The sequence below is a fragment of the Mesorhizobium sp. M0626 genome, assembly GCF_040320665.1.
GTDB lineage: Bacteria > Pseudomonadota > Alphaproteobacteria > Rhizobiales > Rhizobiaceae > Mesorhizobium.
Map to the genome: position 1 here is coordinate 68,440 of NZ_JAMYQD010000008.1, position 13,033 is coordinate 81,472.

General features: G+C 64.4%; 11 protein-coding genes and 1 pseudogene. 6 read left to right on the forward strand and 6 right to left on the reverse strand.

Annotation, left to right across the window (positions count from 1 at the left end):
* Positions 1-3: 3 nt before the first annotated feature.
* The 5 genes from NKI37_RS11635 to NKI37_RS11655 are packed head-to-tail and all read right to left on the reverse strand — an operon-like array spanning position 4 to position 4,859.
* A complete protein-coding gene (locus NKI37_RS11635; protein WP_352790217.1) occupies positions 4-897 on the reverse strand; it encodes an ROK family protein in 894 nt (297 codons plus the stop codon).
* Positions 894-1,697, reverse strand: coding sequence for an alpha/beta fold hydrolase (locus NKI37_RS11640; RefSeq protein ID WP_352500284.1), 804 nt, complete (start codon positions 1,695-1,697; stop codon positions 894-896). The genes NKI37_RS11635 and NKI37_RS11640 overlap by 4 nt, the downstream gene beginning before the upstream one ends.
* Complete coding sequence (locus NKI37_RS11645) at positions 1,694-2,530, reverse strand: sugar phosphate isomerase/epimerase family protein (RefSeq protein WP_352790213.1); 837 nt, start codon at positions 2,528-2,530, stop codon at positions 1,694-1,696. Before NKI37_RS11645 ends, NKI37_RS11640 begins: the two co-directional genes overlap by 4 nt.
* The gene (locus NKI37_RS11650) at positions 2,530-3,609 is read right to left on the reverse strand and encodes a Gfo/Idh/MocA family protein (protein WP_023822107.1); all 1,080 of its coding nucleotides are present in this window, start codon (positions 3,607-3,609) and stop codon (positions 2,530-2,532) included. The genes NKI37_RS11645 and NKI37_RS11650 overlap by 1 nt, the downstream gene beginning before the upstream one ends.
* Before the next feature lie 14 nt (positions 3,610-3,623).
* A complete protein-coding gene (locus tag NKI37_RS11655) occupies positions 3,624-4,859 on the reverse strand; it encodes an ROK family transcriptional regulator (protein WP_352790210.1) in 1,236 nt (411 codons plus the stop codon).
* 140 nt (positions 4,860-4,999) lie between these two features.
* Between NKI37_RS11655 and NKI37_RS11660 the strand changes: the two are divergent.
* Positions 5,000-5,179 (forward strand): annotated as a pseudogene (locus NKI37_RS11660) (ATP-binding cassette domain-containing protein); the annotation flags it as partial.
* 77 nt (positions 5,180-5,256) lie between these two features.
* Here the strand turns inward: NKI37_RS11660 and NKI37_RS11665 are convergent.
* On the reverse strand, positions 5,257-7,059 hold the full coding sequence (locus NKI37_RS11665) for a dipeptide ABC transporter ATP-binding protein (RefSeq protein WP_023806179.1): 1,803 nt from the start codon (positions 7,057-7,059) through the stop codon (positions 5,257-5,259).
* A gap of 191 nt (positions 7,060-7,250) precedes the next feature.
* Between NKI37_RS11665 and NKI37_RS11670 the strand changes: the two genes are divergently transcribed.
* From NKI37_RS11670 to NKI37_RS11690, 5 genes are read left to right on the forward strand one after another with little or no spacing between them, the layout of a single operon-like run.
* Positions 7,251-8,609 (forward strand): LLM class flavin-dependent oxidoreductase, encoded by a 1,359-nt coding sequence (locus tag NKI37_RS11670; RefSeq protein ID WP_352794443.1) that lies wholly within the window; start codon positions 7,251-7,253, stop codon positions 8,607-8,609.
* A 15-nt stretch (positions 8,610-8,624) separates the two neighbouring features.
* Positions 8,625-9,401, forward strand: coding sequence for a DUF427 domain-containing protein (locus tag NKI37_RS11675; RefSeq protein WP_352790843.1), 777 nt, complete (start codon positions 8,625-8,627; stop codon positions 9,399-9,401).
* A gap of 35 nt (positions 9,402-9,436) precedes the next feature.
* The gene (locus tag NKI37_RS11680) at positions 9,437-11,080 is read left to right on the forward strand and encodes an ABC transporter substrate-binding protein (protein ID WP_352790841.1); all 1,644 of its coding nucleotides are present in this window, start codon (positions 9,437-9,439) and stop codon (positions 11,078-11,080) included.
* A gap of 37 nt (positions 11,081-11,117) precedes the next feature.
* Positions 11,118-12,077, forward strand: a complete 960-nt coding sequence (locus NKI37_RS11685; RefSeq protein ID WP_031195253.1) for an ABC transporter permease — start codon at positions 11,118-11,120, stop codon at positions 12,075-12,077.
* The gene (locus tag NKI37_RS11690; RefSeq protein WP_352790839.1) at positions 12,074-12,955 is read left to right on the forward strand and encodes an ABC transporter permease; all 882 of its coding nucleotides are present in this window, start codon (positions 12,074-12,076) and stop codon (positions 12,953-12,955) included. The genes NKI37_RS11685 and NKI37_RS11690 overlap by 4 nt, the downstream gene beginning before the upstream one ends.
* Positions 12,956-13,033 lie beyond the last annotated feature (78 nt).

Consider the following 13,033-nt stretch of genomic DNA (forward strand, 5'->3'; position numbering starts at 1 on the left):
CGATCATACCGTACCGAGCAGCACCGCGCCGTGGATCGCCGCCTGCCAGCCCAGGGCCGCCCAGCGTATGTCCAGAGGCTCTACAACAAGCGAATGCGGCAGGCTCTCCGCGATGCGCTGCTTGAGCGCCTTGCGGGGATAGGCCTTCATGTCGACGATACCGCCGCCGATCAGGATCGTCTGCGGGGAAAACAGGGCTGCTGCCGTTGCGACGGTCACCGCCTGCTGCCAGACGATCTCATCGAGCCATTCGCGCAGCGATGGCGGCTGCCCGGCCGCCGAAAACAGATCGGCCACCGGGATATCGTAGTCTGTCGCGAGATCGACAAGCGTTGCCCCTGAGGCGTAGGTCTCGACCCGGTTTGGCGGTCCGCTTTCGTCAGGCCGGTAGATCGGCATATGGCCGATTTCCAGCGCCCAGCCGCCGCCCCTGAAAATGCCGTCCTTGCCGAGATAGGCCGCACCGATGCCGGTGCCGAGATAGACCGCCAGCACCTCCTTTTGCCGCTTCACCGCGCCGGCAACGCTTTCGCCCAGCAATTGCAGCACGACGTCGCGTTCGAGCCGCACGGGAACGCGGAGCCGCGATGCCAGTTCCGTACCCAGCCGGATACCGTTCAGTTCGGGAATGTTGGCCGTGTGCAGCACCGTGTCGAAGTCGCGGTCGATGAACCCAGGCACCGTCGCAACGACCCGTGCAGGTTTGAGCCCGGCATCGCGGCAGGCTGCGGTGACCGCATCGGCCAACCCCGCCACAGGCGCGCCCTTGCGCAGTTGCGCGGTCGGGTAGGTGCGGGCGAAATCCACCGGGTGGCCGCGATCGGCAAAGCCAACCTTGACCGACGTGCCGCCGATCTCGACCACGGCGATGGTCTCATCCGTCGTTTTGTCGGTCATGCGAGCGGTTCCAGGAATTCCGAAAGACAGGCGCGGAATTCCAGCCGGTAGGCGGCGCGATCCTGCGATTTGGCTGTGATGGTGCAAAGCCGGGCCGACGGAATGAGTCCGGCCAGCGTCTGTGCGTCGTCCAGTCGATGGACGAGGTCATGGTCATGGCCGATGACAAGAGTCGGCACCGCGATAGCGCGGATGTCCGCCTCGCTCACGCCGGGACCATCGCCGGCGATCGCCGAAAGCAGCCTGCCGAACAGAACCGGGTCCGGGCGAGTGAAGAAGCCTTGCAGGCTGCCGAGATTGTCCGGCGCCAATCTGGCCAGTTCGCCGGCAACAGCGCTGTCATCGAACAGACGCCTTGCGTCTTGGGGCGAATGCCGCATCAAGAGATCGCCGACCACGGCATAGGGCCTCATATTGGCCGGTGCAGCCTGGGATACCCACGCAGGCCGGGCGAGCACCAGCGCCCGCACCCGCGCCGGCCTGTGCACCGCCAGGCGAAGCGCCAGCGCCGCGCCCATCGAGATGCCGCCGACGACGGCCGGGCCTAGGCCGAGATCGTCGGCCAGTGCATCGACGTCCTCGGCAAACGTCGCGATCGAAAGCCGCTCGACCGGCCCGTAGCCGGATCCACCCTGGCCACGGCATTCGAGCGTCACGCGCCGGGTCACCGGCAGATCGGGAAACACGTCGGCGACCTGCGCCTCATCGCCGCCCAGCCCATGCTGGAAGATGACGGGAAGGCCGGCGCCGACGTCCCGGTAGGCAAGGTCGACGCCATCGCGGCTGAAGGTCTTTTTCACGCGCGCTCGCTCTCTTCAAGTACGGTGCGCAGAAAGGCGCCGACACCTGGCGCCTCGGCCTCTGTCAGGCCATGTGTGATCAAGGGGCCGTCGAACCCGGCAGCCTTCAGGCGGCCGATGAAATGCGGGAAATCGACAACGCCCTGTCCGGCCGCGGCAAAGCTGCCATCGGCATGGCGGTCCTTGGCATGGGCCATGCCGATCTCGGCGGCCAGCAGATCGATGGCTTCGTCGATGAGGCGATGACGCTCCGCGCTGTCGGCCACTTCGAACAGATTGGCCGGGTCGAGCACGATGCGCAGCCGCGTGCTGTTCATTTCGTCCAGCAGGCGGCGTGCGGCCCAGGCGCTGGAGAGGACATTGGCCAGTTCCGGTTCGATGCCAAGCTCGATGTCGAAGCGCTCGGCAATCGCGATCGCCGCTTCCATCTCCGTCCGCAGATCGCTCCATGCCGCCTCGCTTGCATTGTCGGGATGCCAGCGCCACTGATCCTGCGCATCCCTTGTGCCGGTGCACAGCGTAATCAGACGGGTGCCCATATCGGCGCATGACGCGGCCAGTACCTCAAGCCGGGCGAGTCCCTGGATGCGAACCGTGCGATCCGGGTGGATCATGTTGTAGGTTCCCGAAACCGCCGCGATCGAAACGCCGGCCTCGCCGCTCGCCTCAGCGACGGACCGGGCCGCGCCGAGCTCAATGCTGTCCGGCATCGACGGCAGTCCAAGGCACGCCATGTTGAACTGCGCCGCCGTGTAGCCGCCGTCCGCGACCGCGCGCAGCACCGGCAAGGCGCCGGTGGTGGCGAAGGTCTTGGCGAAAATCCCAAGCTGCATCACACGACCCCGTCGACATCGGCCAGACGGACGGCGCGGCCGCCGGCAGCGGCCGAGCGGGCGATGGCCGCCATGCCCCTGACCGAGGCGATGCCGTCCTCGATGCCGGCGCCGATCATCGGCGCGCCATTTAGCACGACATCGGCAAAGCCTTCGAGCTGCCGGCGATAGAAGTGGCCATCCGCGCCAAGCGTCCGGTGCCAACTGCCATCGGCCTCGCGGAAAATGTCGACCTCGCTGCTCTTGTAGTACCAGGGGTTATAGGTCTTCGCGAGAACGCTGCCGTTCTCGCCGTAGATCTGGAACCCTTCGTGCCAGTCCATGCGCACGGCGACCGTCAGGTCGAGATGGCCGATCGTGCCGTCGGCGAAGATGGTGGTGATGAACCAGCAATAGGCGCCATAGCGCTCGGTGAGCCGGGCCTCCACCGCCTCGATCGACCTGTGCAGATGGCGCGCCGTATCAAGGAGATGGCTGCCATGCGCCAGCATGTAGTATTGGCGCAGATCCGCCTTGGGATTGACGGCAGGCTTGCGCGCCTTGGCGCTGGTGATGATCAGCGGTTGCACTGCATCGGTCATCGGGTAGCGGTGGGTGCTGTCGCAGTACCAGCCTTTGAACGCCAGCCGCTCGCCCATTTCGTCGTCGACGAAAGCCTTTGCCGCCTGGATGCCGGGATCGAAGCGCTTCATATGGCCGACCTGAAGCACCTTGCCGCTCTTGTCGAGCGTGGCCCGCAAGCCTTCGACCTCCTCGACCGAAACGCCCAGCGGCTTTTCGCAAAGCACATGCTTGCCGGCATCGAGCGCCAGTTCCGCGGCCTTGACGTGAAAAATGTCCGATGTCGCGATGATGACGGCATCGAGATCGGGATCGGCCAGCATCAGGCCGTAGTCGGCATAGGATTTTTCAGGCTCGTAGGTCGCGGCCATCCTGTCGCGCAGATCGTCGGCGACATCGCAAATGGCATAGAGATCGGCATTGCGTGCCTTGGTGCAGGATTCGAAATGCGCCGCCTGGGCAATCGGACCGCAGCCGAGCACGCCGACACGCAGCCGCTTTTCGTCTTTGCGAGGCATTGAATCTCTCCTGATTAGCGCGCGGCGAGGCCGCGAAGTTGAAATTGCGGATCGCCCGACAAAGCTGCCTGATGCAGCAGACAGGCAGCGCCCAATGCCGGACCGTCGGCCCCGACGCGCGACAGTTCGACCGTGGGAACGGGGTAACCTTCAGCCAGGAAGTCCAGCAAGAAAGCTTCCACCTGCTCGGCGACAAAGGGATAGACCGCATTGACCGAGCCGGAGAGGATGATGCGCTCCGGCTGCAAGGTGCAGGCAAGTGTCGCCAGGCCGCGGCCGAACCAGAGCGCCCAGTCGCGCGCGGTGGCAACGGCTGCCGGATCGCCGCCGGCCAGCGCTGCGACAAACTCATCCACGCCGGCGCGCAGTCCGCTTATGTGCAAATAGCGAGCCAGTAAAGCATCCTTGCCGACATAGGATTCCAGTCGGCCCGGGCGCTTCGCGTCGAAGACAAAACCTTCGTCGCCGATGCGCAGATGCCCGATTTCCCCGGCGCCGCCGAGCCGGCCGCGATGCAGCCTGCCGGCATTGATGATGCCGCCGCCAACGCCGTTCTCGATCAGGATGACCAGAGCATCCTCATGGTCCTTGCCCGGCTGCGCCCGGTATGTCTCGGCCACCGCCACGGCATTGGCATCGTTTTCCAAGAGGATCGGAAAGTCCGCGCCAAAGGCAGTGCGCAAAAGCTCCGCCAGATTGACCCCGTGCCAGCCAAGGATGGTGGCATGGTATGAAATCCCGTCGGCGGCGGGGAAGCCGGGCACGGCGACATTGAGCCCGTAGGGGCGCTTGCCCGCAGGCAATTGTGAGCGGATCTCGGCGACGAGTTCCCCGATGATGTCGACCGCGGCTTCGGGCGTGCTACCGGGGCCGGCAAATGCCCTAGAGGCGCTCGCACGCCGCGCGCCGGCAAGGTCGACAGCCACGGCTGCGATCCAGTTGACGCCGATATAAGCGCCAAGGAAGAAGCCGCCATTGCCGTCGATCTCGACAAGGATACCGGGACGGCCGACCCGACCCTCGCTATCCTGCTCTTCGTCCGTTCCATCCGACCGCTCGCGCGCCAGACCGGCTTCGGTCAGCCCCAGCACCAGGGCGCCGGTGGTCGACCGGGTCAGGCCGAGATCGCGTGCGAGCGCCGCTCGGCTCAACGCGCCGACACGAAACAGCGCCGCAAGTGCCCGCGTTTCGTTCGGCCGAAGATCGGTCGACACCAGCACGTCGTTCTCCACAATTTGTTTGATTGGCATACTAATAGAATTTCTAGGCGGTTTGAAAGACCCAAAGTTGGGTGCATCGCAACAAAATATTCAGCATCCCCAAGCCCATTGACCCAAGTTTCAAACGATGATTTGTATCAGAAACTTACAAATTGGCATGGGAGGATGCGATGCCGGTTCTAGCGCGTCTCGAACATATCGTGAAGGATTTCGGTGCCGTCCGCGCGCTGGACAATGTCTCGCTCGACATCAATGAGGGCGAGGTTCTCGGCCTGATGGGCGACAATGGTGCCGGCAAATCGACGCTGGTCAAAACCATCGCCGGAAATTTCCAGCCGACGTCAGGCGCCTCCCAAGCCTGTCCTCCGGCCGCATCGGCCGGGGGACATCTCCTCGAAAGAAGGCTTGTCAGTTGCCCGCTTCGCAATCAGAGACTGCTTGCGTCTCTCCAGCAGGCGATCAGATGACCGTCGCCGGCCTGCCTGACGGGTGGTTGCGCCTTTCGGCAATCGGGCAGCGCGACAGGACAGCGGGCGGCAAAGGAGCATCCGGAGGTCTCGGCATCGTGTGCCGCGACGTGGAGCTGAGCCGGAGCCCTCGGCGCCGTCTCATCCGAGGACGCGGCCAGAAGCAGCTTCGTGTAGGGGTGGTTGAGGCCACGGAAAATCTGCTCGGATGATCCCGTCTCGACCAGCCGGCCGCGATAGAGCACGCCGATCCTGTCGGCCATATAGCGCACCACCCTGAGGTCGTGGCTGATGAACAGATAGGTGGTGTCCTTGTCGCGCTGCAGGTCGTTGAGCAAATTGAGCACGGTCGCCTGCACGGAAACGTCGAGCGCAGAGGTCGGCTCGTCCAACACCACGAGCTTCGGCACGCCGGCAAAGGCGCGCGCAATCGCCGCCCGTTGGCGCTGGCCACCAGACAGCGATCTCGGCTTCTGGTCGACGGTCGTAGCGGCAAGACGAACCGAGGCCAGGAGATCGCCGACACGCTGCTTCACCTCGCTGCGGCTAAAGCCGGCGAGCCGCCGCAGCGGACGGCCGAGGATCCTGCCGATCCGCTGGCGCGGATTGAGCGTGCGGTCGGGTGACTGGAACACCATCTGCACGTCGCGCCGTTCGCTCAGGCTTCTTTTCTCGACGCGCGGCGCGACAGTGCTGCCGAACAGCTCGACCGACCCAGCGTCCGGCGTCTGGAGGCCAGTCACGATCCTTGCCAATGTCGACTTGCCGGAGCCGGATTCGCCGATCAGCCCGAACGTCTCGCCCTGGGCTATCTCCAGGTCGATATCGTGCAGGACGGCCTGGGAGCCGAAGGCGCGGCTGATGCCTTTGCAGGCGACGGCGATCGGACGTGCGGCTTCCGGTTGATCGCTGCGGACAGGCTTCGACGGGCCGGTTGTGTGCATCTCGGCCAGCCTGCCGTCGCGCTTGGTGAAGTTGAGCGCCGGGATCGAGGCGATCAGCGCCTTGGTGTAGGCGTGAACAGGGTTCTCGAAGACATCGTTGGCGATGCCGCTTTCGACCACCGTCCCCGACTGCATCACGGCCACCCGATCGCAGGCCCGGCGGACCATGTTGATGTCATGGCTGATCAGCAGAACGCTGGTTTGGTGATCGCGGCGCAAGTCCTGCAGGATGGCGACGATCTCGGACTGGACGCTGGCGTCAAGCGCCGTCGTCGGCTCATCCAGCACCAGCAGCGACGGGTCGAGCGCAATGGCAATCGCGATGTTGGCGCGCTGCTGCATGCCGCCCGACAATTCGTGCGGATAGAGATCGAGCACCCGCTCCGGATTGCTCACCCTGACGCGGCCGAGCAGCTCGGCGGCGCGGGTGCGTGCTTCGTCCTGCCGAACCGGGCGATGCCGCATGATCGTCTCGGTGATCTGCCGGCCAATCGTCATGGCCGGATTGAGCGCCGCACCCGGATGCTGGTAGACGGCCGCGATGCGATCGCCCCTTAGCCGGCGCAGCTGTTCGCCGGAGAGATTGCGGATCTCGCGGCCCTGGAACTCGAGCGCCGACGCGGCGATCCGGGCGTTATTCGGCAGATAGCGCAGAATAGCGAGTGCCACCGAGCTTTTGCCCGAGCCGGACTCGCCGACAAGGCCGAGCGCTTCGCCTTCGCCGATGGTGAGCGACACGCCGTTGACGGCCGGATGCGATCCCCGGCGTTCATCATAGGCGACGGTGAGCTGCTCGACGTTCAGAACCGATGACGACATGTCTTGCTGAAACCACTTTCTTTCGGCGCGGTCTTCGAGGGCAATCGCTTCCGCTTTCGCGCCGCACAATCTCTATAAAATTACTCGAATTAAGCTGGAGCGCAATCTACCTTTCACCGCTCAGGAGAGATTGTCGCAGCCGGTCGAGGCATCGCGACGGTCGCCTGAAGCAGTTCTGCAAGGAGACCGGCATGGCACGCGACCACATGATCCTCAGCGCGTTTTTCTTCAATCCGCAGGGCGATCATCGCATGTCGTGGCGCCATCCGCGCGCGCCGGGCCGCGAAGTGCTCGACTTCGACTTCTACCGCGATCTCGTCCAGTCTGCCGAGCGCGCCAGGATCGATACGATCTTCGTCGCCGACCATGTCGCGATCTGGGATTCCGTACAGAGAGGCGTAGCCCATTACGCCAATGCCCGCCTGGAACCGCTGACGCTGTTGTCGGCGCTTGCCGGCGTGACCAGGCATATCGGCCTCATCACCACCGCCTCGAGCTCCTACAGCGAGCCCTATAATGTCGCCCGCATGTTTGCCTCGCTCGACCATATCAGCAAGGGCAGGGCGTCTTGGAATGTGGTGACGTCGGCCATGGACGAGGAGGCCCGCAATTTCGGCCGCGACGGCAATATCGAGCACGCCTTTCGCTATGAGCGCGCCACCGAATTCCTCGATATCGTCAAGGCACTGTGGGACAGCTGGGAAGACGAAGCCCTGCTTATCGACAAGGCATCGGGCTATTTCGCCGATCCCGACAAGGTCCATGCGATCAACCACAAGGGCCCGCACTTCAAGGTGCGCGGACCGCTCAATGTCTCGCGCCCGCCGCAGGGCCATCCGCTGATCGTCCAGGCCGGCTCGTCCGAAGACGGCAAGAATTTCGCTACCGCGCATGCCGATGCGCACTTTGCCATCTACAGCACCAAGGAAGACGGCATCAAATATAGGCAGGACATCAACGAGCGCCTCGCCCGTTACGGCCGCAAGCCCGAGAGCTTCAAGATCCTGCCGGGCATCCTGCCGATCGTCGCAGCTTCCGAAGCGGAGGGACGCGAGCGGCAGGAGTATCTGCAGAGCTTGCTTCCCGATCGGGTCGGCATCGACCTTCTCTCTAGCTGGAGCGGCGTCGATCTCTCCGTATATCCGCCGGACGGCCCGCTGCCGCCGCTGCCGGACGAGAGCACCTTCAATGGCGGCCGCACCTCGCTCAATCGAGTCAAGGAATGGTCGAAGCAGAACCTCACTCTGCGCGAGATCGCTCGCAAGCTCGCCAACAGCGGTTCGGTGCCGACCGGCGGCGCCACACCGAACCAGATCGCCGATCAGCTGCAGGACTGGTTCGAGGCAGGTGCCGCCGACGGCTTCAACCTGATGTTCCCGCTGCTGCCGGAGGATTGGGTGAATTTTGCCGAGCAGGTCGTGCCGGAACTGCAGCGCCGCGGCGTATTCCCCACCGAATATGCGCCGGGGACGCTGCGGGACCGTTTCGGCCTGGCGCGGCCGGCCAACCGCTTCACCGAACAGCGCGACAATGTGCGCGCCGTATCCTGACTTGGGGCAACTGATATGACCGCAGCGCCAAAACTTCAGCCCCGCGAAGCCACGGCTCCGCAGCTCATCAATGTTCTGCACAGCCCCAAGCGCATTCGGGTCAAATTCGCCGGCCGCACCATCGCCGACAGCCGCAACGTCCTGGTGCTGCGCTCCAACCATTTCCTGCCGATCTATTTCTTCCCGGCATCCTCGGTGGACCGCTCGCTCTTGAAGCCGTCCGAGCATAGCCAGCCCCATCCCGTCGGTGGCGAAACCACCTATTGGAACCTGGAGACGGGAGAAAAAGCTTCGCCCAACGCGGCCTGGTCGCTTGTCGCGCCGCCGGATGAAAATCTGTCGCCGCTGGCCGGGCGTATCGCCTTCACCTGGAAGGCGGTCGACCAATGGTTCGAGGAGGAAGAAGAGGTCTTCGTCCACGCCCGCGATCCATACGCACGCATCGATGTGCTGCAGAGTTCAAGTCACGTCCAAATCTGGTTCGACGGCGAACTGATCGCCGACAGCCATCGCCCGGTGCTGCTGTTCGAAACGCATCTACCGACGCGTTTCTACCTGCACCCGGACGATGTCAGGCTCGACCGGCTAACCGCTTCGGACAGCACGACGCGCTGTCCCTACAAGGGCATCGCCTCCTACTGGTCGGGCCGGCGCGCCGACGGCTCGGTAAGCCCCGATGTCGCCTGGAGCTACCGCGATCCCATTGCCGAAATGCCCAAGATCAGGGGCCTCATCGCCTTTTACCCGCAAGCCGTCGACCGCATCCATCTCGACGGCGAACCAGTCGCTTAAGCCATTCAACAGTCATTTCAGACAGGGGTTTCAAAATGACCAAACGCAACGACATCGATACGCTTCGCAATCTGTCCGGCGACATCTGGAACGTCGCCGTCGATGAGCACCAGGCCGGCTTCCTCAAGCGCCGCGATCTGCTGAAATACGCAGCCTTGATCGGCCTCACCGGCTTTGCCGCCTCGCAGGGACTTGCTGGTTTCGGCACTGCGCGCGCTGCCGGCGCCGGCGGCACGGTCCGCGTTGGGCTCGGACAGCCGACCAAGGCGATCGATCCCGTCTCCATCACCGATCCGGCCAGCATCGGCGTCATCAGCCAGGTCGGCGAATATCTCATCCTCGACGATCCCAAGGACGGTCTGCAGCCCAAGCTCGCTCTGTCGTGGGAGGCCGACGAGACCGCCAGCCGCTGGACCTTCAAATTGCGGCCGGGCGTGAAATTCCACGACGGCCGCACCGTCACCGCCAAGGATGTGGTGGCGAGCTTCGAGCGGCTGGTCGATCCGGCCAGCGGTTCGTCCGCTTTGTCTGCCTATAAGGGCATCCTGTCCAAGGGCGGCGCCAAGGTCGTCGACGACCAGACAGTCGCCTTTGATCTCGACGGGCCCAACAGCAACTTCCCCTTCTATGTCTCGTCCGACGTCTACAATGCCGTCATCCTGCCGGCCGACTATGCCGGCGATTTCGAGAAGAATTTCAACGGCACCGGCCCGTTCAAGCTCGAATCCTTCCGCCCCAAGCAGGGCGCCAGCTTCGTGCGCAACCCAGACTATTGGGGCGACAAGGCGCTGCCCGACCGCGTCGAGATCAAGTTCTTCGACGACGAGCAGGCGCAGGTGCTGGCGCTGCAGGCCGGCCAGCTCGACGTCATCCCGAGCACGACCCGGCTGGAATTGGCGATCGAGGGCAATCCCAACTTCAAGCTGCTCAGCGTGCAGGCAAGTTCGCATGACGAGGTGCATCTGCGGACCGACCAGGCGCCGTTCACCGACAAGCGCATCCGCCGCGCCTTGGCGCTCACCATCGACCGCGAGGCGGCGGTCAAGGGCTTGCTCAAGGGCCGCGCCATCGTCGGCAACGACACCCCGTTCGCGCCGATCTTCCCCTCGGCCGATCCGTCGGTGCCGCAGCGCAAGCAGGACATCGCCGAGGCCAAGCGCCTGCTTGGCGAGGCCGGCGTGCCGAACGGCTTCCCGGTGACGCTGACCACCGAACGCGCCTATGACATTCCCGATTATGCGGTGCTGATCCAGAACTTCGCCAAGAAGGCCGGCATCGACATCAAGCTCAACGTGCTGCCGCAGGACGCCTATTATGGCTCGGCGAAGTTCGGCTCGTCGCCATGGCTCGATTCCAATCTCGGCATCACCGATTTCGGACATCGCGGCACGCCCGACATCTTCCTCAACGCGACGCTGAAGAGTTCGGGCGCCTGGAACGCCGCGCATTTCAACAACCCGGCCTATGACGGGCTGCTGCTCGAATACGGCAAGGCCCGCGACCTTCAGGCGCAACGCCTTGCCGCGGGCAAGATCCAGACCTTGCTGCTGGACGAGACGCCGCTGATCATCAGCTACTTCTCGCAATACAGCCGGATCGTCTCATCGAAGGTCGAGGGCGTCCGCTTCACGGCAATCTCGCATCTGCTGCTCGACCGCGTGACGTTCGCCCAGGCATGATTGCGAGACGTCCAGCCACTCCGGGCACCGGAATCCGATGCTGACCGGCCGCACTGTGTCGGTGCGGGCAGCCTCGCTTCTGCTCACGCTGTGGTTGGTCAGCATGCTGGTGTTCTTCGCCGGGCAGGTTCTGCCCGGCGATGTCGGCCGCCTCATGCTCGGACCGTTCGCCGATGCCGAGGCCGTCGCGGCGCTGAACAGGCAGCTCGGCGCCGACCAGCCGGTGCTCGTGCAATACTGGCACTGGTTCAGCAGCGTGCTGTCAGGCGACTTCGGCACCTCCCTGTCGCTGCGTTTGCCGGTGGCGCCCTTCGTTCTGGAAAGCTTCAAGCGCTCGGCGGCCCTTGCCGGAATTATCCTCGTCTTTCTGCTGCCGCTGGGCATCGGCGCCGGCATCGTCGCCGGTCTCAACCAGGGCCGCTTTATCGACCGCCTGATCGTACTCGCCGGCGTGTCCTTCGGCATTGTCCCGGACTTCGTCTCCGGCCTGCTGTTGCTCATCGTCTTCGGCCTGTGGCTGAACTGGTTCCCGATCACCGGCGCTGCTCCCGATGGCGCCGGGCTCTGGGTCAGTGGCTATTACCTGATCCTGCCGGCGCTGCCGCTGGTGCTGAACCTTGCCGGCTACATCGCCCGCATGACGCGGGCCGGCGTGATCGAGGCGCTGGCCGCCGACTATACGCGCACCGCCGTCCTGAAGGGCCTCGAGCGTCGCGAGATACTCATCCGGCACGTGCTGCGTAATGCGCTGACGCCGACCATCGCCGTGCTCGCGACCCAGACCGGTTACATGCTGGGTGGTCTGGTGGTCATCGAAGCGCTGTTCGGCATACAGGGCCTCGGCAACCTTGTCCTCAACGCCGCGAAGGCGCGCGATTTCCCGATGCTCGAAGCCGGCGTGCTGGTCATGGCGACCATCTTCGTGCTGTCGGCCGCGGCAGGCGATCTCGTGAATGCCTTGCTCGATCCGCGGCAGCGCCGCCGTGTCTCGCCATGATGGAACTGATGGAATTGCCGGAGCGCCGTACGCTGCGCTGGCGGGCAGCAAGTCGCATCCGCGAGACTGTTTCGCAGCTGCCGCCCTCGGTCATCATCGGCTCGCTGATCCTGCTGTTCTGGGTCGGCTGTGCCGTGTTCGGCAGCCTGTTTGTGCCCTACGATCCCTATGCCGAGGATTTCCTCGTCATGCTGGCGCCGCCCGACGCGGCGCACTGGTTCGGCACCGACCAGCTCGGTCGTGACGTGCTGTCGCGCATCGTCGTCGGCTCGCGTGACATCCTGCTGATCGCGCCGGCAGCAACCCTGCTCGGCGTAGCCGCCGGCAGTGTGCTTGGCCTCGTGCTCGGCTATTTCGACGGGCTGATCGACGCCATCGGCGCCAGGCTGCTCGACACGCTGATGGCTTTTCCCTTCATCGTGCTCGTCACCATGACGCTGGTCGCGCTCGGGCCGTCCAACCTCACCGTCATCCTGGTGATCGGCATCGCCTATGCGCCGCTGGTGGCGCGAACGGTGCGCGCCGCCGTGCGCGAACAGCGCGAACGCGACTATGTCAGCGCCGCTCGTCTCGGCGGCGAGAGCGCTCTTTCCATCATGTTCCTCGAGATCCTGCCTAATGTCAGGGAAACCATCCTCATCGAGCTGGTCACAAGGCTTGGCTACGCCTTCTTTTCAATCGCCACGCTGAGCTTCCTCGGCCTCGGCATCCAGCCGCCTTCAGCCGACTGGGGGCTGGCGGTCGCCGACGGCTACGGCTTCCTGACCGGCGGCAAATGGTGGGTGGTGATATTCAACTCGGCGGCCATCGTTTCGCTTGTCATGGCAACCAATCTGATCGCGCAAGGCATGGGCGCCTTCGAAAACAGCGACCGATGAAGAGCGGAACGCTCAGCAAAGCTGACGCGCAATCGCGGACCGTGCGCTAAAATCGTTCCTCGTGATTCGGCTCTGACA

Bases quoted from the DNA above. Each gene is read 5' to 3' on its own strand.
- NKI37_RS11655 (WP_352790210.1), bottom strand. From the start codon at position 4,859: ATGCCAATCAAACAAATTGTGGAGAACGACGTGCTGGTGTCGACCGAT.
- NKI37_RS11645 (WP_352790213.1), bottom strand. From the start codon at position 2,530: ATGCAGCTTGGGATTTTCGCCAAGACCTTCGCCACCACCGGCGCCTTG.
- NKI37_RS11665 (WP_023806179.1), bottom strand. From the start codon at position 7,059: ATGTCGTCATCGGTTCTGAACGTCGAGCAGCTCACCGTCGCCTATGAT.
- NKI37_RS11650 (WP_023822107.1), bottom strand. From the start codon at position 3,609: ATGCCTCGCAAAGACGAAAAGCGGCTGCGTGTCGGCGTGCTCGGCTGC.
- NKI37_RS11670 (WP_352794443.1), top strand. From the start codon at position 7,251: ATGGCACGCGACCACATGATCCTCAGCGCGTTTTTCTTCAATCCGCAG.
- NKI37_RS11675 (WP_352790843.1), top strand. From the start codon at position 8,625: ATGACCGCAGCGCCAAAACTTCAGCCCCGCGAAGCCACGGCTCCGCAG.
- NKI37_RS11680 (WP_352790841.1), top strand. From the start codon at position 9,437: ATGACCAAACGCAACGACATCGATACGCTTCGCAATCTGTCCGGCGAC.
- NKI37_RS11635 (WP_352790217.1), bottom strand. From the start codon at position 897: ATGACCGACAAAACGACGGATGAGACCATCGCCGTGGTCGAGATCGGC.
- NKI37_RS11690 (WP_352790839.1), top strand. From the start codon at position 12,074: ATGATGGAACTGATGGAATTGCCGGAGCGCCGTACGCTGCGCTGGCGG.
- NKI37_RS11685 (WP_031195253.1), top strand. From the start codon at position 11,118: ATGCTGACCGGCCGCACTGTGTCGGTGCGGGCAGCCTCGCTTCTGCTC.